24 protein-coding genes are annotated in these 22,109 nt (G+C 62.2%); 16 read left to right on the top strand and 8 right to left on the bottom strand.

Annotated features, from left to right (window positions below):
- Positions 1 to 117: 117 nt before the first annotated feature.
- Entirely contained in the window at positions 118 to 1,737 is a 1,620-nt protein-coding gene (gene hisS / locus J2X76_RS04100; RefSeq protein WP_310213503.1) for a histidine--tRNA ligase, read from the bottom strand.
- 143 nt (positions 1,738 to 1,880) lie between these two features.
- Here hisS and J2X76_RS04105 point away from each other — a divergent pair, with 143 nt between their 5' ends.
- The 6 genes from J2X76_RS04105 to J2X76_RS04130 all read left to right on the top strand — a co-directional run bounded on the left by J2X76_RS04105 (position 1,881) and on the right by J2X76_RS04130 (position 4,754).
- Positions 1,881 to 2,108: a DUF6290 family protein gene (locus tag J2X76_RS04105; RefSeq protein ID WP_310213506.1), complete on the top strand. Its 228-nt coding sequence runs from the start codon at positions 1,881 to 1,883 to the stop codon at positions 2,106 to 2,108.
- A gap of 71 nt (positions 2,109 to 2,179) precedes the next feature.
- Positions 2,180 to 2,359, top strand: coding sequence for a type II toxin-antitoxin system RelE/ParE family toxin (locus J2X76_RS04110; RefSeq protein ID WP_405029972.1), 180 nt, complete (start codon positions 2,180 to 2,182; stop codon positions 2,357 to 2,359).
- Positions 2,360 to 2,362: 3 nt separating this feature from the next.
- The gene (locus J2X76_RS04115; RefSeq protein WP_310213508.1) at positions 2,363 to 3,115 is read left to right on the top strand and encodes a hypothetical protein; all 753 of its coding nucleotides are present in this window, start codon (positions 2,363 to 2,365) and stop codon (positions 3,113 to 3,115) included.
- Positions 3,116 to 3,161: 46 nt separating this feature from the next.
- Complete coding sequence (locus J2X76_RS04120; RefSeq protein WP_310213510.1) at positions 3,162 to 3,536, top strand: hypothetical protein; 375 nt, start codon at positions 3,162 to 3,164, stop codon at positions 3,534 to 3,536.
- A 55-nt stretch (positions 3,537 to 3,591) separates the two neighbouring features.
- On the top strand, positions 3,592 to 3,963 hold the full coding sequence (locus tag J2X76_RS04125; protein ID WP_310213516.1) for a DUF305 domain-containing protein: 372 nt from the start codon (positions 3,592 to 3,594) through the stop codon (positions 3,961 to 3,963).
- An 86-nt stretch (positions 3,964 to 4,049) separates the two neighbouring features.
- Complete coding sequence (locus J2X76_RS04130) at positions 4,050 to 4,754, top strand: HAD family hydrolase (RefSeq protein ID WP_310213518.1); 705 nt, start codon at positions 4,050 to 4,052, stop codon at positions 4,752 to 4,754.
- Here J2X76_RS04130 and J2X76_RS04135 read toward each other — a convergent pair.
- Positions 4,741 to 5,370, bottom strand: coding sequence for a DNA-3-methyladenine glycosylase I (locus J2X76_RS04135; RefSeq protein WP_310213521.1), 630 nt, complete (start codon positions 5,368 to 5,370; stop codon positions 4,741 to 4,743). The two genes, J2X76_RS04130 and J2X76_RS04135, sit on opposite strands and share 14 nt — an antisense overlap.
- A gap of 241 nt (positions 5,371 to 5,611) precedes the next feature.
- Between J2X76_RS04135 and J2X76_RS04140 the strand changes: the two genes are divergently transcribed.
- The 3 genes from J2X76_RS04140 (at position 5,612) to J2X76_RS04150 (ending at position 8,173) form a co-directional block, all read left to right on the top strand.
- On the top strand, positions 5,612 to 6,403 hold the full coding sequence (locus J2X76_RS04140) for a L,D-transpeptidase (protein ID WP_405029973.1): 792 nt from the start codon (positions 5,612 to 5,614) through the stop codon (positions 6,401 to 6,403).
- Positions 6,404 to 6,564: 161 nt separating this feature from the next.
- Positions 6,565 to 7,257, top strand: coding sequence for a L,D-transpeptidase (locus J2X76_RS04145; RefSeq protein WP_310213524.1), 693 nt, complete (start codon positions 6,565 to 6,567; stop codon positions 7,255 to 7,257).
- A gap of 184 nt (positions 7,258 to 7,441) precedes the next feature.
- On the top strand, positions 7,442 to 8,173 hold the full coding sequence (locus J2X76_RS04150) for an outer membrane protein (RefSeq protein ID WP_113283977.1): 732 nt from the start codon (positions 7,442 to 7,444) through the stop codon (positions 8,171 to 8,173).
- A 60-nt stretch (positions 8,174 to 8,233) separates the two neighbouring features.
- Here the strand turns inward: J2X76_RS04150 and glcF are convergent, their stop codons facing one another.
- The 3 genes from glcF to J2X76_RS04165 all read right to left on the bottom strand — a co-directional run bounded on the left by glcF (position 8,234) and on the right by J2X76_RS04165 (position 12,410).
- Complete coding sequence (gene glcF / locus J2X76_RS04155; RefSeq protein ID WP_310213529.1) at positions 8,234 to 9,538, bottom strand: glycolate oxidase subunit GlcF; 1,305 nt, start codon at positions 9,536 to 9,538, stop codon at positions 8,234 to 8,236.
- Between the two features lie 239 nt (positions 9,539 to 9,777).
- Positions 9,778 to 10,974: an FAD-binding protein gene (locus J2X76_RS04160; RefSeq protein WP_310213532.1), complete on the bottom strand. Its 1,197-nt coding sequence runs from the start codon at positions 10,972 to 10,974 to the stop codon at positions 9,778 to 9,780.
- Entirely contained in the window at positions 10,971 to 12,410 is a 1,440-nt protein-coding gene (locus tag J2X76_RS04165; RefSeq protein ID WP_310213535.1) for an FAD-linked oxidase C-terminal domain-containing protein, read from the bottom strand. The genes J2X76_RS04160 and J2X76_RS04165 overlap by 4 nt, the downstream gene beginning before the upstream one ends.
- 97 nt (positions 12,411 to 12,507) lie before the next feature.
- On the opposite strand from J2X76_RS04165, the gene J2X76_RS04170 reads away from it, so the two are divergent.
- The 6 genes from J2X76_RS04170 to J2X76_RS04195 all read left to right on the top strand — a co-directional run bounded on the left by J2X76_RS04170 (position 12,508) and on the right by J2X76_RS04195 (position 18,904).
- A complete protein-coding gene (locus J2X76_RS04170) occupies positions 12,508 to 13,281 on the top strand; it encodes a FadR/GntR family transcriptional regulator (RefSeq protein ID WP_310213537.1) in 774 nt (257 codons plus the stop codon).
- 212 nt (positions 13,282 to 13,493) lie between these two features.
- Positions 13,494 to 14,000, top strand: a complete 507-nt coding sequence (locus J2X76_RS04175) for an NUDIX hydrolase (protein WP_113129801.1) — start codon at positions 13,494 to 13,496, stop codon at positions 13,998 to 14,000.
- A gap of 143 nt (positions 14,001 to 14,143) precedes the next feature.
- On the top strand, positions 14,144 to 15,649 hold the full coding sequence (locus tag J2X76_RS04180) for an anion permease (protein WP_310213540.1): 1,506 nt from the start codon (positions 14,144 to 14,146) through the stop codon (positions 15,647 to 15,649).
- Positions 15,650 to 15,662: 13 nt separating this feature from the next.
- On the top strand, positions 15,663 to 16,400 hold the full coding sequence (locus J2X76_RS04185) for a 16S rRNA (uracil(1498)-N(3))-methyltransferase (protein WP_310213543.1): 738 nt from the start codon (positions 15,663 to 15,665) through the stop codon (positions 16,398 to 16,400).
- A 138-nt stretch (positions 16,401 to 16,538) separates the two neighbouring features.
- Positions 16,539 to 17,912: a glutamate--cysteine ligase gene (locus J2X76_RS04190; RefSeq protein WP_310213545.1), complete on the top strand. Its 1,374-nt coding sequence runs from the start codon at positions 16,539 to 16,541 to the stop codon at positions 17,910 to 17,912.
- A gap of 89 nt (positions 17,913 to 18,001) precedes the next feature.
- Entirely contained in the window at positions 18,002 to 18,904 is a 903-nt protein-coding gene (locus tag J2X76_RS04195) for a DUF937 domain-containing protein (RefSeq protein ID WP_310213548.1), read from the top strand.
- 80 nt (positions 18,905 to 18,984) lie between these two features.
- Here J2X76_RS04195 and J2X76_RS04200 read toward each other — a convergent pair whose 3' ends face one another.
- Positions 18,985 to 19,284, bottom strand: coding sequence for a DUF1127 domain-containing protein (locus tag J2X76_RS04200; RefSeq protein WP_310213550.1), 300 nt, complete (start codon positions 19,282 to 19,284; stop codon positions 18,985 to 18,987).
- 195 nt (positions 19,285 to 19,479) lie between these two features.
- Between J2X76_RS04200 and J2X76_RS04205 the strand changes: the two genes are divergently transcribed.
- Entirely contained in the window at positions 19,480 to 20,430 is a 951-nt protein-coding gene (locus J2X76_RS04205) for a LysR substrate-binding domain-containing protein (protein WP_113129795.1), read from the top strand.
- Between the two features lie 110 nt (positions 20,431 to 20,540).
- Here J2X76_RS04205 and J2X76_RS04210 read toward each other — a convergent pair whose 3' ends face one another.
- A complete protein-coding gene (locus J2X76_RS04210; protein ID WP_310213553.1) occupies positions 20,541 to 21,425 on the bottom strand; it encodes a dienelactone hydrolase family protein in 885 nt (294 codons plus the stop codon).
- A gap of 225 nt (positions 21,426 to 21,650) precedes the next feature.
- A complete protein-coding gene (locus tag J2X76_RS04215; protein WP_310213555.1) occupies positions 21,651 to 22,070 on the bottom strand; it encodes an MAPEG family protein in 420 nt (139 codons plus the stop codon).
- Positions 22,071 to 22,109: the final 39 nt, after the last annotated feature.

Genomic DNA, 22,109 nt, shown 5'->3' on the forward strand with positions numbered 1-22,109 from the left:
CCGCTTCCAAAGCGATGCTGCGGAGAGCGGGACGTCAGAGAGGAAATGACGAGCTGGCCTCCAGCCAATCTCCCCCCTTGAGGGGGAGATGTCCGGCAGGACAGAGGGGGGTAAGCCTTACGCATTGCCCGCCCTTTTCCGATCCTCCGCCTGGGCAGCCAGGATTTCCTTCACCTTGGCGACAAGATCCGCCTCGGGAACCGTATCCTGGGCCACGCGGGCCTCGCGCCAGCTCGCATTGTCCTCGATCTCGCCGGACAGGCGCTTGCCCTCGATCAGATCCTTCAGCTGCACGACGCCTTGAGCCCGCTCGTCGCCGCCCTGGATAATGGCGATCGGGCAGCCGCGGCGGTCGGCATATTTCAGCTGGTTGCCGAACTTCTTCCAGTTGCCCTGGTACATTTCGGCGCGGATGCCTTCGTTGCGCAGCGCCTGGGTGAAGCGCTGGTAACGGCCCATGCTCTCGACATCGCCATCCATGACGGTGATCAGAACCGGAGCGATCACCTCGTCCTGGCCGAGCTTGCCGAGGTTCTTCAGCGCCGTCATCAGGCGCGAGACGCCGATCGAGAACCCCGTCGCGGGAACCGGCTGACCCATGAAGCGCGATACGAGGCCGTCATAACGCCCACCGCCGCCGACCGAGCCGAACACGACCTTTTCGCCTTTTTCGTTGGTGACGTCGAAGAGGAGTTCGGCTTCGAAGACCGGGCCGGTGTAATATTCGAGGCCGCGGACGACGGAGATATCCATCTTAATCCGCTTCGTCCCATAGCCAGCGTGTCGAATGAGCTCACTAATCTTTTTTAGCTCATTGATACCCTGAACAAGGGTTTCGTTATGCGGCAGGACCCCCAAATACGTATCAAGCAATGAAGGAGCTCCAAATACAAGAGATCCTAAATTGTCTGTTTTTAGGATGTCATCGTCTTCCAGAACCTTTTCTTTTTGCGTAAAGGCAAAATATCCGCGCACGCCTCTATTTTCCGGCGGCGTGAGCTTAAAGAGCATCGTAATTTGCTCTTCAGAAAGCCCAACACCTTTGGTGAAGTCGCCGGATTCATCTTTTCGGCCTTCGCCGAGAAGAAGTTTGACGCCTTCCGGACCGAATTTGTCGAGTTTGTCGAGAGCGCGAAGAACATTGAGGCGCCGAGCTGCATTTTCTTCGCCGTGAAGTCCGATTGCCTCCAACACACCGTCCAAAACCTTGCGGTTGTTAACGCGGATAACGTAGTCGCCGCGCTTAATGCCCAGCGCCTCCATCGTATCTGCCATCATCATGCACATTTCAGCATCGGCTGATACATCGGCGGCGCCGACGGTATCGGCGTCGAACTGCATGAACTGGCGGAAACGGCCCGGACCCGGCTTCTCGTTGCGGAAGACGTAACCGGCGCGATAGGTGCGGAACGGCAGCTGGATCTCGTTGAAATTCTCCGCCACATGGCGGGCGAGCGGCGCCGTCAGATCGTAACGCAGGCTCATCCACTGATCGTCGTCATCCTGCAGCGAGAACACGCCCTCGTTCGGGCGGTCGCTGTCGGGCAGGAATTTGCCGAGCGCATCGGTATATTCGAACAGGGGCGTCTCGACCGGATCGAAACCGTAGCGCTCATAGACCTCGCGGATCTTGGCGGTCATCTCGTTGGTGGCATGGATATCGGCACTGGTGCGATCGACGAAGCCGCGCGGCAGGCGGGCCTTGAGTTTCTGGGGCTTTTTGCTCTTGTCGTTCATGATCGAAATTCCATTGCCGACGGCCGGAAGAGGCCGGATTTGTGTGCGGTTTCTTAGAGGATAGACGCCTAGGCGGCAAGGGCGGCGGCTGGTGAAGACGCAGGCGCGATGCTATATATTGCGACGACGAAAGGGCAACCGCCATGAACAAGCGCGTCACGATCGAGATGCCGGAAGAAATGCATGAGGCGATTGCAGAGCATGCGGCAAAGGCCGGTGCTAAAACCGACGCGTATGTTCTGGATCTGATCGAACAGCATCTGGAAGACCTCCACGACATCGCGTTAGCCGATGCTGCCATGGACCGTATTCGCAAAGGTGAGGATCAAGTCATAAGCTCCGAGGAGTTCTGGCGTGGCCTGGACGATTGAGTACGCGAAATCAGTCCAGAAATTAGCCAAGAAACTCGATCCTGTGGTCCGCATGCGGATCAGGCAATTTCTTGAAGAACGCCTCGCAATCCATGAAAATCCCCGCGAGCTTGGCGTCGCTCTCAAGGGTCACACTCTCGGGCTATTGGCGATATAAGGTCGGCGACTACCGGGTTATCTGCGATATCCAGGACGAACGACTGGTGGTGCTGGTGATTGACATCGGCCATCGCAGTAAGGTCTACCGCTAACCCATGCTCACCGAAGCCATCCAATATGCCGCGACCTCCCTGGTCACGCCAAAACAATTCCGTCCCTTCATCCGCTCCTCTGTCAGCCTGTGGTCGCGGGCCGGGCGGTGCGCGAAGGATTGGGCAGCCCATGAGGAGAGCTGCAAGGCGTTCATCCGCGAGACGATCGCCGGGATGAAGCAGCGGCGGACCGCGGTGGTGCTCGGTTCAGGCCTTTTGCGCGACGTGCCGATCGAGGATCTCTCGGCAAAATTCGATACGGTCGTGCTGGTCGATCTCGTGCATCTGGCGAGCGTGCGGATGCGGCTGAAGGCCGGGCGCTTCAAAAATGTCCGGCTGGTTTCACGGGATCTTTCCGGTTTCGACGACGCGGTCACGGCCAAGGTTCCCGAACCTTTATCGTTTCTGCGGCAGGTCCCGTATCTTGATCTGGTCGTTTCCGCCAACATCCTGTCACAGATCGGGGTCGGATCGAAGCGCCGGCTCGACGCCGGGAGAAACCCAGCGCGCGACGACATCCTGCAAACGGTGGTTCGCGCCCATCTCGACGGCCTTAGCGCATTGCCCTGCAGAACCGCTCTGATCACGGACACCGCCTATCGCGTTACCGATCGCGGCGGCCAAGTGCTCGAAGAGGCCGACCTGCTCTGCGGGGTGCCGGCGCCGGTGGCAAAACGGGCATGGACCTGGCCCGTCGCGCCCTATGGCGAACTCGGCAAGGACTATCAGGCAGTGCACGACGTCATCGCCTTGTGATGTTCCTGCGGTTGATTTCCCCGCAAACGATCGTAGATACAAAGCCATGTCACGCTTGGCCGCCCTTCTGATGTTCTGCGCCTGGCTCCTCTACGGGGCCATGCCGGCCGTTGGCATGTCCTATATGCCGGTACCGGCCGTCCCGAGCGCACCGGCAATGAAGGACCATTCGCCGCACCGCGACCACGGCAAGACGGTCGAAACAGCGAAGGCGGGACACTCCCACGCCCCCTCCCAGCAACCCTGCCCGCATGGCGGCAAGATCTGCGTCACGCCCTTCTGCGCCGCATGCCTGACGCTGCTTCCGGAACTGGCGATCGGCGATGACAGCCCCTTCCATTACGATTATCCGGCACCGGCGATCGAGCGGGCGCTCGTCTCTCCGGCGGCCGCGCCGCTGACACCCCCTCCCCGCGCCTGACGGAATTTAGATCCACCTCATCATCAAATTTTGTCGGACACGGAAAAGGAAAACTATGTCTGCGAAAATCATTCTCATGACCACCGCCCTCTCCGCTCTCCTCGCCGGGCCGCTCGCCGCGCAGGAGATGAAGGGCATGGACCACTCCAAGATGGGCATGTCGGCAGCCGGCAGCCCGTCCACCAAGGCATTCGAAGGTGCGAACGCCAAAATGCACAAGGACATGGCGATCAAGTATTCCGGTGATACGGATGCGGACTTCGTCCGCAGCATGATCCCGCATCATCAGGGCGCCATCGACATGGCCAAGGTCGAGCTTGCGCATGGCAAGGATCCGGAAATCCGCAAGCTCGCCGAAGCCGTCATCAAGGCGCAGGAGGCGGAAATTGCCAACATGCAGGCCTGGCTGAAGGCGCACGGCAAGTAACAAGTCCTGATGATAATGGTGCCGGGCAGGCTTTCATCTTGCCCGGCGCTTCGTTTTTCGCCATATCAGCGGGTGGAGGCAGTTCCATGCGCCCGATTACCGCAATCGGCTTCGATGCCGACGATACGCTCTGGCAAAACGAACAATATTACCGGCTGACGGAGGAACACTTCGCCAAGCTGCTCGGCCAGTTCGCTGAAGGTGCTCATATCTCGGAGCGGCTGCTGGACGCGGAAAAACGCAATCTTTCCCATTACGGCTTCGGCATCAAGGGTTTCACCCTGTCGATGATCGAGACGGCGATCGAGATCACCGACGGCAAGGTGCCGACCAGGATCATCGGCGAAATCCTCGATATCGGTCGCGACCTTCTGCGCCATCCGGTGGAAACCCTGCCGCATGTGGAAGAGACGCTGGAGGCCTTGAACGGGGAATATCTGCTGGTGCTGATCACCAAGGGCGACCTGTTCGACCAGGAGCGCAAGCTGGCGCAATCGGGCCTCGGGGATTTCTTCGATGCGGTGGAAATCGTCAGCGACAAGACCGCCACCACCTATCGCCGCATCTTCTCCAAGGTCGCAGACGGGCCGGAACGGGCGATGATGGTCGGCAATTCGCTGAAATCCGACATCGTGCCGGCGATCGCGGCCGGAAGCTACGGCGTATTCGTGCCGCATGCGCTGACCTGGGTCCTGGAACACGTGGACGCGCCGACGACAGCGCCGCGCTTCCGCCAGATCGACCATCTCGGCGAACTGGCTTCGGTGATCTCGAAGATCACGGGCGCTTGAATTTCAGCCTCAACGCATCGACCTCCGGCTGACAGAAACAGCCGTCGAGATGGTCGTTGACCATGCCCATGGCCTGCATGAAGGCGTAGACGGTGGTCGGACCGACGAATGTCCAGCCGCGCTTCTTCAAGGCTTTCGACAATTGCACCGATACCGGCGTGGTGGGATTGGCCCTGAGCGTGGCGAGATCCATCACCGCGGGGCGCAGATGCGGGCCCGGCTCGAAACTCCAGAAGAATCTGGCGAGCGAGCCGAATTCGTCGCGGAGCTCGACGGCGCGGGCGGCATTGTTGATGGTCGAGACGATCTTGCCGCGATGGCGGATGATGCCCGCATCGGCGAGGCAGCGGGCGATATCGGCCTCGCCGAACTGCGCGACCTCGACAAAATCGAAACCGGCGAAGGCGGCTCGGAAATTCTCGCGCTTCCTGAGGATCGTCAGCCAGGACAGGCCGGACTGAAAACCTTCGAGGCAGATCTTTTCGAACAAGCGGATATCGTCCGTCACCGGCCAGCCCCATTCCTCGTCGTGATAGCGCCGGTAGTCTTCCAGGCCGCCATGCCAGGCGCACCGCGCCCTGCCGTCTTCGCCGACGATGATTCCCGCCTTTTCCATTCCTGCTCCTTGGTCCAGACCCTTTGGTTAACAGGGTTTCCGTCGGCTTTAACATCGGTCAACCATGTTTCAAAACCGGGCGGTAACCCTGCCAAAAGGTTTATAGGCCGGCCTGCTTCCAATGTTCCACCCGTTTACCATTCGCTTTCACCTCGTGGTCACCATGTTCGTCAACACCGACGCCAGTTATCCAGTGTTTGAGGGGCGTCCGGTCGGTGATTTGTAACGAGTGGATCCGATCATGAAGAAAACCCTTTTTCTGGCTTTTAGCCTTGCCGCTGCTTTTTCCAGTACCGCCGCCCTTGCGCAGGACCGCTATCGCGAGCGTCCGCCGGTGGTGCTGAGCCCCGATCTTGCCGCCCCGTGGGTGATGCAGCTTGCCGGCCCGAACGGCCGCCCGGTCGTCTATCCGCGCCAGGCCGCCCAGCCGCGCGCGGTCTACCAACAGCGTGAAGTCTACCGAGAGCGTGAAGCCTACCAGCAGCGCGAGCCGCAGCCGATGGTTCGCCGCGGCATTTTCGATCGCTCGCCCGTCCAGCCGGTGGCGATGCGGCCGCAGCCGGTCCGCAGCCAGATCGAACCGCAGTTCCTGCCCCAGACCGTCGCCTACGACACCAAGGAGAGGGCCGGCACGATCGTCATCGATACCAACAACCGCTTCCTCTATCTGGTCACGGGCAACGGGCAGGCCCGCCGCTACGGCGTCGGCGTCGGCAAGCCGGGTTTTGAATGGGCCGGCGAACACAAGGTAACCCGCAAGGCCGAGTGGCCGGATTGGACGCCGCCTTCGGAAATGATCCAGCGCGAAGCGGTCAAGGGTCACTACCTGCCGGCCCGCATGGACGGCGGACCGGAGAACCCGCTCGGCGCCCGCGCCATGTATCTCGGCTCGACCCTCTATCGCATCCACGGCACCAACGCGCCCTGGACGATCGGCAGCGCGGTCTCCTCCGGCTGCATCCGCATGCGCAACGAAGATGTGACGGATCTTTACGAGCGGGTGAACGTCGGCACCAAGGTCATCGTCATGTAACGCCGGCCAGTCCCGAAGGTGAGGCGGCGGAGACACAGTCTCGCCGCCTTCTGACCATCGCATCTTCTTTATTATACTGCTCCCGCTTGTTTTGACGCCCGAGTCGGTTAGCCTCCGCCGTTCACCAGATCGGAGAGGAGTTGGGAATGAGAGTTGGGGGAATGAGGACAAGCAAGGTCCTTGCGATGGCCATGGGAATGGCTGGAGCGATCTTCTTTACCGCCGGACATGCCAGCGCGATCAGCCCGGCAGCCCCGTTTGTCGGAAACCCGCCGAGCGACGTGACGCTGGTCGCGATGCCGCGGGAAGTGCCGGAAGAATTCAAGCGCCGCATGGTACGCTTCTCGTCGACCGAAAAGCCCGGCACGATCATCGTCGATACCAACAACAAGTTCCTCTACTATATCGAAGGGCCCAACCGGGCGACCCGCTACGGCATCGGCGTCGGGCGCGAGGGGTTCGGCTGGTCGGGCGTCGTTAATGTCGGCCGCAAGGCGGAATGGCCGTCCTGGACGCCGCCGGCCGAAATGCGCGTGCGCGAACGCCGCGCCGGCCGTATCCTGCCGGCCGTACAGGAAGGCGGCATCGACAACCCGCTCGGCGCCCGCGCCATGTATCTCTACAAGGGCGGCCGCGACACGATCTTCCGCATCCACGGCACCAACCAGCCCTGGACGATCGGCCTCAACATGTCGTCCGGCTGCATCCGCATGATGAACAAGGATGTCGAGCATCTTTATGCGCGCGCCGATATCGGCACCAAGGTGATCGTCATCGGCCCCGGCAACCGGCAGGGGAATGTCGATTTCGAAGATCGCGGGATCGATATCTTCGGCACGATTTTCGGCGGCTAAATCGTCGCAGATGGAATCCGGAAGAGCGGCAAAAGCCGCTCTTTTTCATAGGTTTAGATTTCGTTAACCATAACGGGCTTAGCTTCGTCGGCGACTGGTGCAGAAAAAGCACAGACCGGCGAGGCATCCGCCGCTAAACATTGAGTCATCAAAAAAGCCAACGTCCCTCCCTGCAGGCTGATTCATGCGCAAAATTATTTCCTTCGCCTTCGCATCCACGCTTCTCACAGCTGGTCTTGCCTATGTTGCCCCGGCTCAAGCGGCCGACCTGGCTCCGGCCACAGCACCTGCCGCGCCGGCCTATGTGGCTCCGGCCAGCACCGGCGGTTTCGAAATCTCGGTTTACGGTGGTTACGAATTCGCGCCGCATTCCAAGGTCACCGTATCGGACGGCCCGGACTTTGCGGCCGGCTGGGATACTAATCCCTTCCAGATGCCTCCCTACTGGGGTATCCGCGGCACCTACTGGTTCGATGGCGGCGCCCTTTCGAACTGGGGTGTTTCGCTCGATTACACCCACGCCAAGGTTTATGCCGATGACGAAAGCATGGCCAAAGCCGGTGGCTGGAGCGTCTTTGAATTCACCGACGGCCTGAACCTGCTGACGGTCAACGCGCTCTACAAGTTCCCGATCGAGGGCAGCAAGTGGACGCCTTATGTCGGCGCCGGTGTCGGTATCAACGTTCCGCATGTCGAAGTGACCCGCGCCTCGGGCCGCACCTTCGAATACCAGTTCGGTGGCGCAACGATCCAGGCCCAGGCCGGCGTGAAGTACCAGCTGACCGAAAAGTGGGCGATGTTCGCCGAATACAAGGGCAACTACTCGTTCGTGGATGTCGACATCGACAGCGGCGCTTCGCTGAAGACCAACATCCTGACGCACGCCATCAACCTCGGCGTCTCCTACAAGTTCTGAGGCTTAATACCCTCGACGACAAAAGCCGGCGATTTCGCCGGCTTTTTTGTTGGACCCAACTTATCTGGCCGGGATCTTTTCCGGCTTCGGGCCGCCATAGGCCCAATCCAGAAGCTCGACCGTGTGCAGGATCGGGATTGCGGTGCCGGAGGCGATCTGGGTGATGCAGCCGATATTGCCGGTGGCGATCACATCGGCTTTGGTCGCCTCGATATTCCTCACCTTGCGGGCCTTCAACTGCGCCGAGATTTCCGGCTGCAGGATGTTGTAGGTGCCGGCGGAGCCGCAGCAGAGATGCCCCTCGCCCGGATCGCGGACGGTGAAGCCCGCCGCCTTCAGGAGGTTCTTCGGCGCCATGGTGATCTTCTGGCCGTGCTGCATCGAACAGGCGGAGTGGTAGGCGACGTTGAGCCGCTTCGGCTCCAGCCGCGGCAGATCGAGCGTCGAAAGATACTCGGTGATATCCTTGGCAAGGCCTGAGACCCTTGCGGCCTTTTCAGCGTAGGCGGGATCGAGGCGCAGCATATGGCCGTAATCCTTGATCGTCGTGCCGCAGCCGGACGCGGTGACGATGATCGCATCGAGCCCGCCCTTGTCGATCTCTCGCGTCCAGACATCGACGTTGCGGCGGGCGAAGTCGAGCGCCTGTTCCTCGCGGCCCATGTGATGCACGAGCGCACCGCAGCAGCCCTCGCCCTCTGGCACCACCACTTCGACACCCAGCCTGGCGAGAAGCCGGAGCGTCGCCTCGTTGATGCCCGGATCGAGCACCGGCTGGGCGCAACCCGACAGGATCGCAACGCGGCCGCGCTTCCCGGCCTCGGGGATGCGTGTGCCGGGTTTTGCCGAATCCGAAGCCCTGGCAGGGGATCTCGGCGCGAGATCGAGCATTGCCCCCAAAGGCCTTAGCGCCGAAGCGCGCTTCAGGAGCGGTGCGAAGGGGCGGCCCAGTCTTGCGAAACCGAGCGCGGTGCGGAAGCGGGCGGGATAAGGCAGCACGGCCGCGAGCAGGTTGCGGATCAGCCGGTCGATCAGCGGGCGCCGGTAGGTATTCTCGATATGGATGCGGGCATGGTCGACCAGGTGCATGTAGTCGACGCCGGAGGGACAGGTGGTGACGCAGGCAAGGCAGGACAGGCAGCGGTCGATATGGGTGACCACTTCCTCATCCGCCGCACGGCCGTTTTCCAGCATGTCCTTGATGAGATAGATGCGCCCGCGCGGGCTGTCGAGCTCGTTACCGAGGGTGACGTAGGTGGGACAGGTGGCGGTGCAGAAGCCGCAATGTACGCAACGGCGGAGAATCTGCTCGGATTCGGCTACATGCGGATCGGCGAGCTGAGCGAGGGTGAAGTTGGTTTGCATTTATTGGCTACCCCTCGCGGACATTGCATGTTCACCGACGGCTATGCGTTCCGCCAGCCCCCCTTTGTCCTGCCGGACATCTCCCCCTCGAGGGGGGAGATCGGCAGGAAGCACGGGCGTCGTTTCCACCCGTACTGTCGAGAGGGGCGAAACGTTGCTCCAATTCAATCTCCCCCCTTGAGGGGGAGATGTCCGGCAGGACAGAGGGGGGTGAGACGGAAACATTGCCATGGCCGTATTCACCCCATCTTGCCCGGGCAAAAGATCCCCGCCGGGTCGAGCTTCTGTTTGACGCGGGCCGAGAGTGCCGCGACCGCATCCGGCTGCGGCTCGAAAGCCTGCGTCTGGGCGCGCACGGCGTCCGATGCCCGCATCAGCGTCGCATGGCCGCCGCCGAGAGCTCGGATGTAGCGGCGCAGCAGTTCTGCCTCCGGATCGGCTTCCATCCGCATCCAGACCAGTCCGCCCTGCCAGTCGTAAAAAGCATCGACGCCGGCTTCGAGCCGGAGCGCTGCGACCAGCTGGTGCCCTGCCGAGGGGGCAATGGAGACGCGCCAGACGGGTTTCAAAGTCCCATCCGAATAGGGATAGACATCGCGGATCTGCCGCCAGAGTGTTTGGCTCTCCTCCAGGCCGAACCGCGAGACCGGCCCAAATGCCTCCATGACGGCGGCCAGTTTTTCAGCCCGCACGGCAACGGAAGCGTCAAGACCCTCAATGCGCAGAACGGTCGCCTCGCCGGCCGGCAAACCGCCGCCGAGGAAACGGAACCGGACGGTCTGCGGCAGGTGTGCGGCGCCCGATACTTCGACCGGCAGCGCCATCGCCGCCGCCATCGCCTTTGCGGCCGCCGCGTCGTCGAGACCGGAAATGACGATGGTTTCCACCGTCTGCGGCACCGGCAGCACCCGGAAAGTCACTTCGGTCAGGAAACCGAGCGTGCCATGCGAGCCGGCCAAAAGCTTGACCAGATCGAGGCCGGTGACGTTCTTCATCACCCGCCCACCGGCGCGGATCGGCTCGCCGCGGCCGTTGATGAACCGGATGCCAAGCAGGCTGTCGCGGGCAGCCCCGGACACGAACCGGCGCGGGCCGGAGACATTGGCGGCGAACACGCCGCCGATCGTCGGTTCGCCGAGCGTGCCCATGACGCCGCGGTGGTCCATCGGCTCGAAAGCCATCATCTGGCGGTTGGCGGCAAGCGCCGCCTCGATCTCGGCGACCGGCGTGCCGGCTTTCACCGTCATCACCATTTCCGCCGGCTCGTAATCGACGATGCCGGAAAGGCCGGTCGAGCTCACCATTTCTGCAGGCTCGGCGGCGTTGCCGAAACCGGCGCGGGTGTTGCCGCCGCATAGCGCAAGCTTCTTGCCCTCGCTGGCCGCATTGCGGATGACATATGCTGCGTCCGTTTCGGAATTCGGTATCAGCGTCATGCGGCGGGCCGTCCATCCAGCGGGAAGACTTTCGACGGGTTGAGGATCCAGTCTTCGTCGAAGGCGGAACGCACGGCCATCTGCTGGTTGAGATCGGCCTCGGAATACTGATGGCGCATCAGGTCGCGTTTCTCGATGCCGACGCCGTGCTCGCCGGTCAGGCAACCGCCGGCATCGACGCAGAGTTTGAGGATCTCATTGCCGGCCTCTTCGGCCCTGGCCGCATCCTCGGGGTCGTTGGCGTTGAACAGGATCAGCGGATGCATGTTGCCGTCGCCCGCATGGAAGACATTGGCGACCCGCAGCCCGAAACGGTCGACGATCTCGGAGGTCTTGTTGAGCACATAGGAAAGCTTGCCGAGCGGCACCGTGCCGTCCATGCAGATATAGTCGGCAATACGGCCGGTGGCGCCGAAGGCGGACTTGCGGCCCTTCCAGATCAGCGCCGCTTCGATCGCCGACTGGCTCTCGCGCACGGTCTTCACGCCATGGCGGCCGGCAATCTCGACGATCGCTTTCAGCATCGCATCCATTTCCGCTTCCGAACCCTCGACCTCGACGATCAGCAGCGCTTCCACGTCGAGCGGATAACCCGCATGCGCAAATGCCTCGCAAATCTCGATCGCCGGCTTGTCCATGAACTCGATGGCGACCGGGATGATGCCGGAGCCGATGATATCGGCGACGCAGGCACCGGCATGTTCCGACGTATCGAAGCCGAACAGGACCGGGCGGGCGCCTTCCGGCTTGGCGATCAGCCGCACGACGGCTTCCGTCACGATGCCGAGTTGGCCTTCCGAACCGCAGACCAGGCCAAGCAGATCGTAACCGGCCGCGTCGAGATGCTTGCCGCCGAGCTCGATCACCGTGCCGTCGACCAGCACCATCTTCACGCCCAGCAGGTTGTTGGTGGTGACACCGTATTTCAGACAGTGGGCGCCGCCGGAATTCATGCCGATATTGCCCCCGATCGTGCAGGCGAGCTGCGAACTCGGGTCCGGCGCATAGAAAAAGCCGTCGACGCCGACCGCTTCGGAAATGTTGAGATTGGTGACGCCGGCCTGCACCGTGGCGGTGCGGTTTGCGTAATCGACCTCGAGGATGCGCGACATCTTGGAAAGGCCGAGCACGACCGCATCCTCCTGCGGGATGGCGCCTCCCGACAGCGAAGTGCCAGCACCGCGCGGCACGACGGGAATGCCGTAGCGATGACAGTATTTCATCACGGCGGCCACCTGCGCCGTCGTTTTCGGCAGGGCGACGGCGAGCGGCAGGCGGCGGTAGGAGACGAACGCATCGGTCTCGAACGGCACCAGCTCGCGGGCCTCATGCACCAGGCATTCCGGCGGCAGGAGATCGGTGAGATCGGCAATGATCGCTGCCCGGCGCGACAGCACCGCCTCGCGAGGCTTCAAGAAACGGATCGTGTCGGCCACCGGACCCTCCTACAGACATTCAACTGGTATACTTTTTTTACCAGTGATACAAGAAGCCGAAACGTCCGGCTGACATGACCGATTTGGAGACGGAAACTTGACGCATGAGCTTTTCGCGCCGGTGCCGCATGGTCGAACCGCGGACGAGGTCATTCTTCAGATCGAGAGCCTGATCCTCAACGGCGTGCTGCGCGACGGAGACCGCCTGCCGGGCGAGCGCGAGCTGGCGCAGCGCTTCGACATTTCCCGGCCCATCCTCAGGGAAGCACTGAAGGAGCTGGAGGCGCGCGGGCTGCTCACCAGCCAGCACGGCGGCGGCACCTATGTGGCCGATATCGTCGGCCAGATCTTCTCGCCGCCGCTGGTCGCCCTGATCCGCCGGCATCAGCGGGCCGTTCACGACTATCTGGAATATAGACGCCAGCTCGAAGGCATGACGGCGGAGCTTGCCGCCAGGCGCGCGACCGATACGGACAGGCAACTGATCGAGCGTATTCTGGAGACGATGCGCCTTGCCCATCGGGACGGGCGTTTCGAGGATGAGCTGACCTCCGACGTCGAATTTCACAACGCGGTCGGCGATGCGGCGCATAATATCGTTCTGATGCATACGCTCAGAGCCTGCTATCGGCTGCTCAGCGACGGGATTTTCTATAACCGCCGCATCATCTTCAACGTCGGCGGCGCCCATGATGCCGTGATGACCCAACATGAGGCGATCGGGCAGGCGATACTGGACGGCGACCCTGCCAGGGCCAGACAGGCTGCGGAAGACCATATCGATTTCATTTCCAAGGTCACCGACGAGGCCGAACGCACCGGCGAATGGAGCCGGATCGCACAACTCAGGATGATTCAAACCAAAACCTGAGCCCCTCTCCGGCGCCTTGCGGCGCGTCGTGCACAGTACAATTGAACACCTGTGCAAATTTCTATTGACGTGAAACTTTGTGGCCTCACAATGGTTGGCGCTTTGGTGATCGTTAACCACCGTGATTCTTATAAAAAAGTCTCAGAGGGTCGTTAATCTTCGCGCAAGCTCTATATTAGTAAAATGTCATTCTCTGGAGGATCAAACAGAAATTGGGCTTTATGGATCGGGTCACGGGCAATCTTCGGTTGATGCTGCAGCGGCCACCGCGACAGCAGTACGCCGCGCTTTGCTACCGGATAAAAAAGAAGCCGGCACAACTCGAGGTTCTGGTTGCGACCAGCCGCGATACCGGCCGCTGGGTCGTGCCCAAGGGCTGGCCGATGACCGACAAGAAAGCTCATCAGGTTGCCGAACGGGAAGCGTTCGAAGAAGTCGGCGTCAAGGGCAAGGTGGAGAAGGAACCACTCGGTTTCTATCACTATCGCAAGACGCTCGATAACGGCCTGAAAATCCCCGTCAGGGTGCAGGTCCACGCGCTCGAAGTGGACGAATGCCTGAAAAGCTATCCGGAAAAGGGCTCCCGGACGCTGGAATGGGTTTCCTGTGAAGAAGCCGCGATGCGCGTCAACGAACCGGAATTGAAGATCCTCTTCCTGCAGTTCGCCGAAAGAATGCAGCCGCGCGCTCCGCAGCTTACGGTCAAAGCCGCAAGCTAAGCCGCTTCGGCGCATCTTCACAATTCTGCAATATTGCCTTCGCCTGCGCACGCTATTAAGCGATAGGCCGTGATTTTCTTCCGCGAGGCGGAGACGGCCGCAGTTCCGGTCTCGCGCCTCCCTTTTCACCCAAGGACGGAGATATGGGCCAAAGACGGCCGCGTTTGGCGAAGCCGACGCTCGACAAGGATTTGGAGAAGTTCTCCTCCGTGGAGGAAGCCGCCCGGCAGATGTCGCGCGGGCTTGCCGCGCCGGGCACGGCGCTGCTGTTCATCATCCTGGTCGCCATCTTTGCCGCGTCCTATGTGACAGGAAAGCCCGGAGCGGTCGTCGTCATCGCCGCCTCCGGCCTCGCCGCCTATATGGCAATGAACATCGGCGCCAACGACGTCACCAACAATATCGGCGCGGCAGTCGGTGCCCGCGCCATGACCATGGCCTTCGGCCTCGGCCTGGCGGCGATCTTCGAAGTGGCCGGCGCGGTGATCGCCGGCCGCGGCGTCGCCAATACGATCGCCAACGGCATCATGCAGGGCGGCATGATCACCAGCCCGGACGTCCTCATATGGGCGATGATGGCAGCTCTTCTGTCGGCGGCGGTGCTGATCAACGTCGCGACCTGGCTTGGCGCGCCCATTTCCACCACCCATTCGATCGTCGGCGGCGTCATGGGGGCCGGGATCGCGTCCGCCGGACTTTCCGCGGTCAACTGGGGCATGATCGCCGGCATTACCGCCAGCTGGGTCTTTTCGCCGATCCTCGGCGCCGTCATCGCCGCCGCCTTCCTGTTCTTCATCAAGGAAACCATCATCTACCGCGAGGACAAGGTCGCCGCGGCGAAGAAATGGGTGCCGGTGCTGATCGGCCTGATGACCGGCGCCTTTGCGGGCTATCTGGGCCTGCTCGGCCTCGGGCAGCTGGTGGCGGTGTCGGCGCCGGTCGCGACGCTGATCGCCCTCTGCACCGGTCTTGCCGCCTGGCGCCTGCTGATCCCGGTGATCGCCAGGCAGGCTGAAGGGCTTGAAAACCGCAACCAGTCGCTTCGCACGCTGTTCCGCATTCCGCTGATACTTTCCGCCGCTCTGCTCTCCTTCGCGCATGGCGCCAATGACGTTTCGAACGCCATCGGCCCGCTGGCGGCGATCGTTTCGGCCGCACAGCGCGGCATTTCGGCGGGCGTGCATATTCCGCTCTGGGAGTTGATCGTCGGCGGCCTCGGCATCTCGCTCGGCCTCTTGCTCTACGGCCCGAAACTGGTCCGGCTGGTCGGCGCCGAGATCACCAAGCTCAATCCGATGCGCGCCTACTGCGTCTCGCTGTCGACGGCGCTGACCGTCATCGTCGCATCCTGGATCGGCCTGCCGGTCTCCTCGACCCATATCGCCGTCGGGGCGGTGTTCGGCGTCGGCTTCTTCCGCGAGTGGTATACCCGCCATTCCCGTCGCCGTTTCGAATACATGCGGGTGCGGGCGGGCAAGGATCTCGACACGACGGAACCGTTCGAGCGCAACGACGACGAACTTAAACGGCGGTATCTGGTGCGGCGCTCGCATTTCCTGAGCATCATCGCCGCCTGGATGATCACGCTTCCGGCAGCCGCCACCCTTGCGGCGCTGATCGCCACGGCTATGTTCGCGCTGTTCGTCTAGCTTCGAGGTTTTTATGCGCGCCAATTTCCGGATGCAGAGACTGTTCATCGATGCGCCGCTCGGCGCCGGCGCGCGTCCTGAAGCGTCGGCCGAACAGTTCAACTACCTCGCCAATGTGCTGCGGATGGAGGAAGGTGCCGAAATCCTCATCTTCAACGGCCGCGACGGCGAATGGAAGGCCCGGATCACCTTCCCTACCCGCAAGAAGATCGTGCTGGAGGCGCTCGAGCAAACCCGGCCGCAGCCGCCGGCTTCCGACCTGCATTACCTCTTCGCGCCGCTGAAGGTCGGGCGGCTCGACTATCTCGTGCAAAAGGCGGTCGAGATGGGGGCCGGCTTCATCCAGCCGGTCATGACCCAGCACGTGCAGGGCAAGATCACCAGCATGGACCGGCTTCAGGCGAATGTGGTGGAGGCAGCCGAGCAGTGCGGCATTTTGTCGGTGCCGGAAGTGGCGGCACCGAGGAAACTCGGCGACCTGCTCGACAGCTGGCCGCAGGACCGGCGCATCATCTTCTGCGACGAAGGCGACGAGGGCCAGAACCCGTTGCCGATCCTTTCCGCGATCAAAGAGACCAGGCTGGCGCTCCTGGTCGGCCCGGAAGGCGGATTTTCCGAGGAGGAAAGGGGCAGACTGCGCTCACTGCCCTTCGTCACCGCAATTCCGCTCGGACCTCGAATTCTCAGGGCGGATACGGCGGCGGTCGCAGCCCTCGCGGTCATCCAGGCGGCGGCCGGCGACTGGCGTTGAGCCACCTGCCCTACGCCGGACACAAGGGCCTTGAAATTCTGAATCTATCTTGAAAGAAATTGACTTGCGCCGCACATCAATCCGGTCCAATCACCGGCGAGTTCGTCCAGATCAGGCATTCCGAGCAAGGTAGTTTTCATGGCCCGCGATACGACCGACCAGACACCGCTAACCTCGGTGTCCGAGCTTTCCGCCTACCTGGCGAAGGGACCGCGGCCGAGACAAGATTTCCGCATCGGCACCGAGCATGAGAAATTCGCCTTTTTCCGGGCGGACAACAGTCCCGTCCCCTATTTCGGCGATGCCAGCATTTCCGCTCTGCTGAAGGGCATGGAAAAGAAGCTCGGCTGGGAACCGATCATGGACGGCGACAACATCATCGGGCTCGGCGAGCAGTCCGGCATGGGCGCGATCTCCATCGAGCCCGGCGGCCAGTTCGAGCTTTCCGGTGCGCCGGTCGAAACCATTCACCAGACCTGTCGGGAATCGAACCAGCATCTCGCCGTTCTGCGCGAAATCGCCGAACCGATGGGCATCCGTTTCCTCGGCATCGGCGGCAGCCCCAAATGGTCGCGCGCGGAAACCCCGCGCATGCCGAAATCCCGCTACGAGATCATGACGCGCTATATGCCGAAGGTCGGTTCCAAGGGCCTCGACATGATGTACCGCACCTGCACGATCCAGGTGAACCTCGACTTTTCCTCGGAAGCGGACATGGCCGCCAAGATGCGGGTGTCGATGAAGCTGCAGTCGATCGCGACCGCGCTGTTCGCCTCCTCGCCGTTCACCGAAGGCAAGCCGAACGGGCTTCTCTCCTGGCGCGGCGATATCTGGCGCGACACCGACAACCAGCGCTCCGGCGTGCTGCCCTTCGTCTTCAAGGAGGATTTCGGGTTCGCCGATTATGTGGAATGGGCGCTCGACGTGCCGATGTATTTCGTCGTCCGCGACGGCAAATACCACGACTGCACGCATGTCACCTTCCGCCAGTTCATGAACGGCGCCCTCAAGGGCGAGGTCAAGGACTGGGAGCCGACGATGGGCGACTGGACCAACCATCTCTCCACCCTCTTCCCCGACGTTCGCCTGAAGCGCTTCCTCGAAATGCGCGGCGCCGACGGCGGCCCGTGGCGGCGGATCTGTGCGCTGCCGGCCTTCTGGGTCGGTCTGCTCTATGACGACACGGCGCTTGCCGATGCCGAGACGCTGACCGCCGACTGGACGGTCGAGGACGTGATTGCCATGCGCGATGCGGTGCCGGCCAAGGGTCTGAAGGCCGAGATCAAGGGCAGGTCGGTGCTCGACATCGCCCGCGAGGCGGTGGCGCTCTCCAAGGCGGGTTTGAAGGCCCGGGCGCGGCTGAACGGCGAGGGCCAGGACGAGAGCATCTTCCTGCAGCCGCTCGACGAAGTGCTCGCCAAGAAGACGACCATGGCGGACGACATGCTGTCGCTCTACCACGGCCGCTGGAACGGTTCGGTCGAGCCGGTATTCGAGGAATACCAATACTGAAGCGAGATCGAGATCGGTTCTAAAAACCGGTTTCCGTTCAGCACTTTCCGGATATAGTGGTGCATCACCCGAACCGGAAAGGATTCTCCATGCTGCCACTGTTCGACATGATGCTCAGAGCTCAGGACGGCGCAGGCATGGAGGCGATCGCCAAGCAGTTCAACCTCGCCCAGGAGCAGGCCACCCAGGCGATGGCGGCGCTGATGCCCGCCTTCTCCTCCGGCTTGAAGCGCACCAGCGCCAACCCTTACGATCTTACCGCGCTGATGAGCAGCATGGTTTCCGGCGCCTATACCAAATATTTCGAGGACCTGACCAAGGCTTTCACGCCGCAGGGCACCTCGGACGGCAATGCCGTGCTCGAAAAACTGTTCGGATCCAAGGAGGTCTCCCGCGCGATCGCTGCCCAGGCGGAGCAACTGACCGGGATCGGCCAGGAAGTATTCAAGAAGATGATGCCGGCCATGGCCGACACGCTGATGGGCGGGCTGTTCAAGCAGATGACCGGCCAGATGACCGGCGCCAACGACGCGTTCGCCGCCTCCCCGATGGGCCAGATGCAGCAGCAATGGCTGCAAAGCATGGGCCTGCAGCCGAAGGCAAAGCCACAGCCGGCGGCCAACCCCTTCGACAATCCCTTTGCCCAGGCGATGCGCTCGATGTGGGGCCTCGACAAGCCGGAACAGCCGCAGCCTTCGGGCGGCAACCCGTTTGCCGACAATCCGTTCGCCAAGGCCTTCCAGGACATGATGGGCGGCGCGTTTTCGAGCTCGAGCCCGGCGGCTCCCGCGCCGGAAAAACCCAAGGAAGCGCCAGCCCCCGAAGCCAACCCCTATCGCGACGTGCTGAACAACATGTTCGACAGCGGGCTCGAAGTGCAGAAGAGCTATCAGAAGAACATGGAAGCGATCTTCGACACCTATCTGCGCAATGGGGCCGGCGGCAATGCCGAGGCGGAAGCAGCGCCTGCCGCTCCGAAGCCTTCCAAATAAAAAAGCCCGGCACGGATCGACCGGCCGGGCAAGCAGCAGGGCTATTGGCTATCACCCTGCGGGGAAAAGGTCAGGCAAGGTCAGCGATTGGCCGGTCTTGCAAAGCGGTGCCGCGCACGCTCGCGGGCGGCGCGCGACAGAAGCAGTGACGGATCATCCAGCGCACCGGACTGATTGAGCGCCATCACCACATCATGCCGTGTGATGCCGATATCGTTGAGCTGGCGGTCGTCGAGATCATGGAGGCGATTGCTCGCCATACGATTGCGAAAGGCACGCCAAACGGATTTCGTTCGCAGCACCACGAGGCCAAAGCGGCCATTCGCACCGCGCCCTTCGTGAATGAGGTCGAGTTCAGTTCCGCAGTCGGTCGTGCTCATGGGTCTATCCTTTCGCAGGCACGAGAAAGGCCGTCCCTTCCGTGGAGGTCCGACGGAAGGGCTGCCGAGATTGGGGCTCAGGGAAGAAGCACCCGTCGATTTTGATTTGCGATCCCCTTATCGCGGAAAACCTATTGATCAGTCCAACGAATGTTTCTAATGATTAGCATCAAACCCACTGATGGATGATCTATCATGTCCGCACCGCTCGATATCGATCAGCTGCATACTTTCATTTCTATCGTGGACACCGGCAGCTTCACCAAGGCCGCCGACCGGGTGTTCAAAACCCAGTCCGCCGTTTCGATGCAGATGCGCCGTCTTGAGGAACGGATCGGCAAGCAGCTGTTTGCCAAGGACGGCCGCGGCAACCGGCTGACGGCCGAGGGCGAGAAGCTCCTGAACTATGCGCGGCGGATCATCCGCCTCAACAACGAGGCGATCGCGGCCTTCGACGACAACCGTCTCGAGGGGACGCTGCGCATCGGCACGCCGGACGACTATGCCGACCGCTACATGCCGGAGATCATCGGCCGTTTCGCCAAGACCCATCCGAATGTCGAGCTCTACATCGTCTGCGAACCGTCGGTCAGCCTTGCCGAAAAGATGGCGCGCGGCGAGCTCGACATCGCGCTCGTCACCCATAACCCGCGCCAGCGGATTTCCGACGTGGTGCGCACGGAGCCGCTCTGCTGGGTCGGCTCGGCCAACCATCCGCTGAAGGATGACGCGCCGGTACCGCTTGCCGTCGGCCGCCGCGACTGCCTGTGGCGGCAGCTCGCCTGCTCGGCGCTCGACGCGGACGGACGGGAATACCAGGTCCTGTTCACCAGCTGGTCCTCGACGGTGGTCGCCGCCGCCGTACTTGCCGGCATGGCCGTCTCCGTACTCCCGGAATCGGCGCTGCGAACGGGCATGAAGGTGCTGTCCTCCGCCGACGGTTTCCCGCCGCTGCCGCCGGTGCAGATCGGCCTGATGAAACGTCCGGGGCTTTCGCCGTCGCTGATGAACGCCATCACCGACCATATCACCGCCTGCCTCGACAACATCTCGCCGGCCGTGATGCCGGACGATCTCGAGGGAGAGGTCAAGCCGTTCCAGCGCGTGCCGCGAGCCCGGGCGGGCTCCGTGATGCCGGGGTGGTGAGCACCTCCGACTGAGGAACACAAGAGGCCGGAGCCAAACTCCGGCTTCTCCGTTTCAGGTCTCCGTGCGCCTGGCCGGCACCCGAGCGATGGCGACTTGATGCCGATCGATCACGCGAGGTTCTTCTTGAAGAAGGCTACCGAGCGGCTCCAGGCGAGATCGGCGGCGGCCTTGTCGTAGCGGGCCGACGAGGTATCGTTGTTGAAGGCGTGGTTGGCGCCGTCATAAACAAAGATCTCGAAGGTCTTGCCGTTCTTTTCAAGCGCCGCCTTGAAGGCCGGGATGCCGGCGTTGATGCGCTCGTCGAGCCCACCGTACTGCAACATCAGCGGTGCCTTGATGGCGGGCACATCCTCAGCTTTCGGCTGGGCGCCGTAATAGGCGACGCCGGCGTTGAGGCTCGGTGACTTGACCGCCAGGTTGTTGACGGCGCCGCCGCCCCAGCAGAAGCCGATCGCTCCGACCTTGCCGTTCGCACCCCCGATGCCGGCCAGATAGGCGCGGCTTGCCTCGCCATTGGCCGAAACGTCGTCGGGCTTCAGCGAGGAGAACATCTGCCGTGCCTGCTCCTCGTCCGAGGGCGTGCCCCCCTGGGGCGACAGGAAATCGATGGCGAGCGCGTTGAAGCCCTCGAGCGCCATGCGGCGGGCGACGTCCTTGATATGGGCGTTGAGGCCACGGTTTTCGTGGATGACGAGGACACCGCCGCGCGTGCCGGAGGCATTCTTGGGTTTGACGAGATAGCCCTTCATCGTCACGCCGGCGGCGCCCGGATAGGTGACGTCCTCAGTGGTCAGCCGGTCGTCGTTGGCGGGAATGATATCGGCCATGGCGGAGCTCGCACCGATCAGCGGCGCGATCGCAGCCGCCGCGGCACCGGAGCCGGCAAGCTGGGTCAGCTTTTCCATGAAGCGGCGGCGATCCAGCGTCAGGTGGGTATATTCATCATAGGCGTCGATCATCGCCTGGGTGATCTTCGGGGTCTGGTCGTCCATGGCTTGCTCCTCCGTAGCCGATTTTATGACGAGGAAATCTATACCGAGGAACTTCCACTTGCAGATGAAACACTGAGTGATCTAAGTGCCGGATATTACACTTGTTCGTGAGGCCCGCTCGATCGGCGAGCCCGTCAGGATTGTAGCGAGACTTCCAAGCGGCGCGTTGTTTCGCGGAGCCGACGGCCAGGCTGCGGCTTCAGAACCCTCCCGGCGCCTGCACGGCTAGTTCAAGACCAGCCAGACCGCGAGCCAGGCCCACATTGCCACTACCGCAAAAAAGCCGACCATGAAGATGGGGCGGCGATAGCGCAGCCGGTTGCTGGTGAGATGCACGTATGTATGCGCGTAGCGGGACAAGACGAAGATCCAGGCGAGAGCGACCGTGCCCCCGTTGTCTGCGGTCGACACGTAGAGCACCAGGCTCAGGGCATAGAACAGGACGGGGAGTTCGAACTGGTTCCTGAGGTTGCTGTGGACGGCGCGGCTTTCCGGCGGCTCCTCCCGGCTTTCCCGAAAATGGCTGGGTTTGGCGCTGCCCGCCTGGACGGCCTCGAAGCGTTTTCTCGACAACAGCCAATAGAGAAAGAAGACCAGCGCGGAATGCGCGAGCATCGGCCAGAGCGTCGCATCGGTGGAAAGCATCGGTTCTCCTCATTCTTCCATCGGGAACCAGATAACACG

The organism is Neorhizobium sp. 2083 (genome assembly GCF_031455615.1).
In the GTDB taxonomy this organism is placed as follows: domain Bacteria; phylum Pseudomonadota; class Alphaproteobacteria; order Rhizobiales; family Rhizobiaceae; genus Neorhizobium.

Coding starts and splice junctions, on each gene's coding strand:
- J2X76_RS04160 (WP_310213532.1), bottom strand. CDS start 10,974: ATGACGCTGATACCGAATTCCGAAACGGACGCAGCATATGTCATCCGC.
- J2X76_RS04200 (WP_310213550.1), bottom strand. CDS start 19,284: ATGAGCACGACCGACTGCGGAACTGAACTCGACCTCATTCACGAAGGG.
- J2X76_RS04120 (WP_310213510.1), top strand. CDS start 3,162: ATGTCACGCTTGGCCGCCCTTCTGATGTTCTGCGCCTGGCTCCTCTAC.
- J2X76_RS04125 (WP_310213516.1), top strand. CDS start 3,592: ATGTCTGCGAAAATCATTCTCATGACCACCGCCCTCTCCGCTCTCCTC.
- J2X76_RS04105 (WP_310213506.1), top strand. CDS start 1,881: ATGAACAAGCGCGTCACGATCGAGATGCCGGAAGAAATGCATGAGGCG.
- J2X76_RS04145 (WP_310213524.1), top strand. CDS start 6,565: ATGAGGACAAGCAAGGTCCTTGCGATGGCCATGGGAATGGCTGGAGCG.
- J2X76_RS04215 (WP_310213555.1), bottom strand. CDS start 22,070: ATGCTTTCCACCGATGCGACGCTCTGGCCGATGCTCGCGCATTCCGCG.
- J2X76_RS04140 (WP_405029973.1), top strand. CDS start 5,612: ATGAAGAAAACCCTTTTTCTGGCTTTTAGCCTTGCCGCTGCTTTTTCC.
- J2X76_RS04205 (WP_113129795.1), top strand. CDS start 19,480: ATGTCCGCACCGCTCGATATCGATCAGCTGCATACTTTCATTTCTATC.
- J2X76_RS04190 (WP_310213545.1), top strand. CDS start 16,539: ATGGCCCGCGATACGACCGACCAGACACCGCTAACCTCGGTGTCCGAG.
- J2X76_RS04130 (WP_310213518.1), top strand. CDS start 4,050: ATGCGCCCGATTACCGCAATCGGCTTCGATGCCGACGATACGCTCTGG.
- J2X76_RS04195 (WP_310213548.1), top strand. CDS start 18,002: ATGCTGCCACTGTTCGACATGATGCTCAGAGCTCAGGACGGCGCAGGC.
- J2X76_RS04185 (WP_310213543.1), top strand. CDS start 15,663: ATGCGCGCCAATTTCCGGATGCAGAGACTGTTCATCGATGCGCCGCTC.
- J2X76_RS04210 (WP_310213553.1), bottom strand. CDS start 21,425: ATGGACGACCAGACCCCGAAGATCACCCAGGCGATGATCGACGCCTAT.
- J2X76_RS04180 (WP_310213540.1), top strand. CDS start 14,144: ATGGGCCAAAGACGGCCGCGTTTGGCGAAGCCGACGCTCGACAAGGAT.
- hisS (WP_310213503.1), bottom strand. CDS start 1,737: ATGAACGACAAGAGCAAAAAGCCCCAGAAACTCAAGGCCCGCCTGCCG.
- J2X76_RS04150 (WP_113283977.1), top strand. CDS start 7,442: ATGCGCAAAATTATTTCCTTCGCCTTCGCATCCACGCTTCTCACAGCT.
- J2X76_RS04135 (WP_310213521.1), bottom strand. CDS start 5,370: ATGGAAAAGGCGGGAATCATCGTCGGCGAAGACGGCAGGGCGCGGTGC.
- glcF (WP_310213529.1), bottom strand. CDS start 9,538: ATGCAAACCAACTTCACCCTCGCTCAGCTCGCCGATCCGCATGTAGCC.
- J2X76_RS04115 (WP_310213508.1), top strand. CDS start 2,363: ATGCTCACCGAAGCCATCCAATATGCCGCGACCTCCCTGGTCACGCCA.